This is a genomic window from Microtetraspora sp. AC03309 (genome assembly GCF_020826795.1).
Taxonomy (GTDB): domain Bacteria; phylum Actinomycetota; class Actinomycetes; order Streptosporangiales; family Streptosporangiaceae; genus Microtetraspora; species Microtetraspora glauca.
This window is the reverse complement of sequence record NZ_JADDIL010000424.1, coordinates 1-521: the sequence shown is the minus strand read 5'-3', so window position 1 is coordinate 521 and position 521 is coordinate 1. Positions and strand designations below refer to the sequence as shown.

Annotated in this window: 1 pseudogene; it reads right to left on the bottom strand. The window is 66.8% G+C overall.

Annotation, left to right across the window (positions count from 1 at the left end):
• A pseudogene (kgd, locus tag IMZ11_RS43675) lies at positions 1-521 on the bottom strand (multifunctional oxoglutarate decarboxylase/oxoglutarate dehydrogenase thiamine pyrophosphate-binding subunit/dihydrolipoyllysine-residue succinyltransferase subunit); the annotation flags it as partial.

Here is a 521-nt window from a genome sequence, read left to right as displayed (position 1 = left end):
CTTGACCTTCGTGGCCGTGCGGCAGCAGCAGTACGACGTCGGAGAGCTGGCCCCACTTGGCCTCACCGGAGGAGATGAACTCGTCGATGATCGACTGGGCGCCGTTGACGAAGTCGCCGAACTGGGCTTCCCACAGCACCATGGCGTCCGGGTTGCCCACCGAGTAGCCGTACTCGAAGCCGACCGCGGCGTACTCGGACAGTGCCGAGTTGTACACCAGGAACTTGCCGCCGGTGGGGGTGCCGTCGGTGTTGGTCGCCAGCAGCTGCAGGGGAGTGAACTCCTCGCCGGTCTTGCGGTCGACGATGACGGCGTGGCGCTGGGTGAAGGTGCCGCGCTGGGTGTCCTGACCTGACAGGCGGACCAGTTTGCCCTCGGAGATCAGCGTTCCCAGGGCCAGCAACTCGGCGAAGGCCCAGTCGATCTTGCCCTCGTAGGCCATCTCGCGGCGCTTCTCCAGCACCGGCTTGACGCGCGGGTGCACGGTGAAGCCTTCCGGCAACGCCAGGTGGGCGTCACCG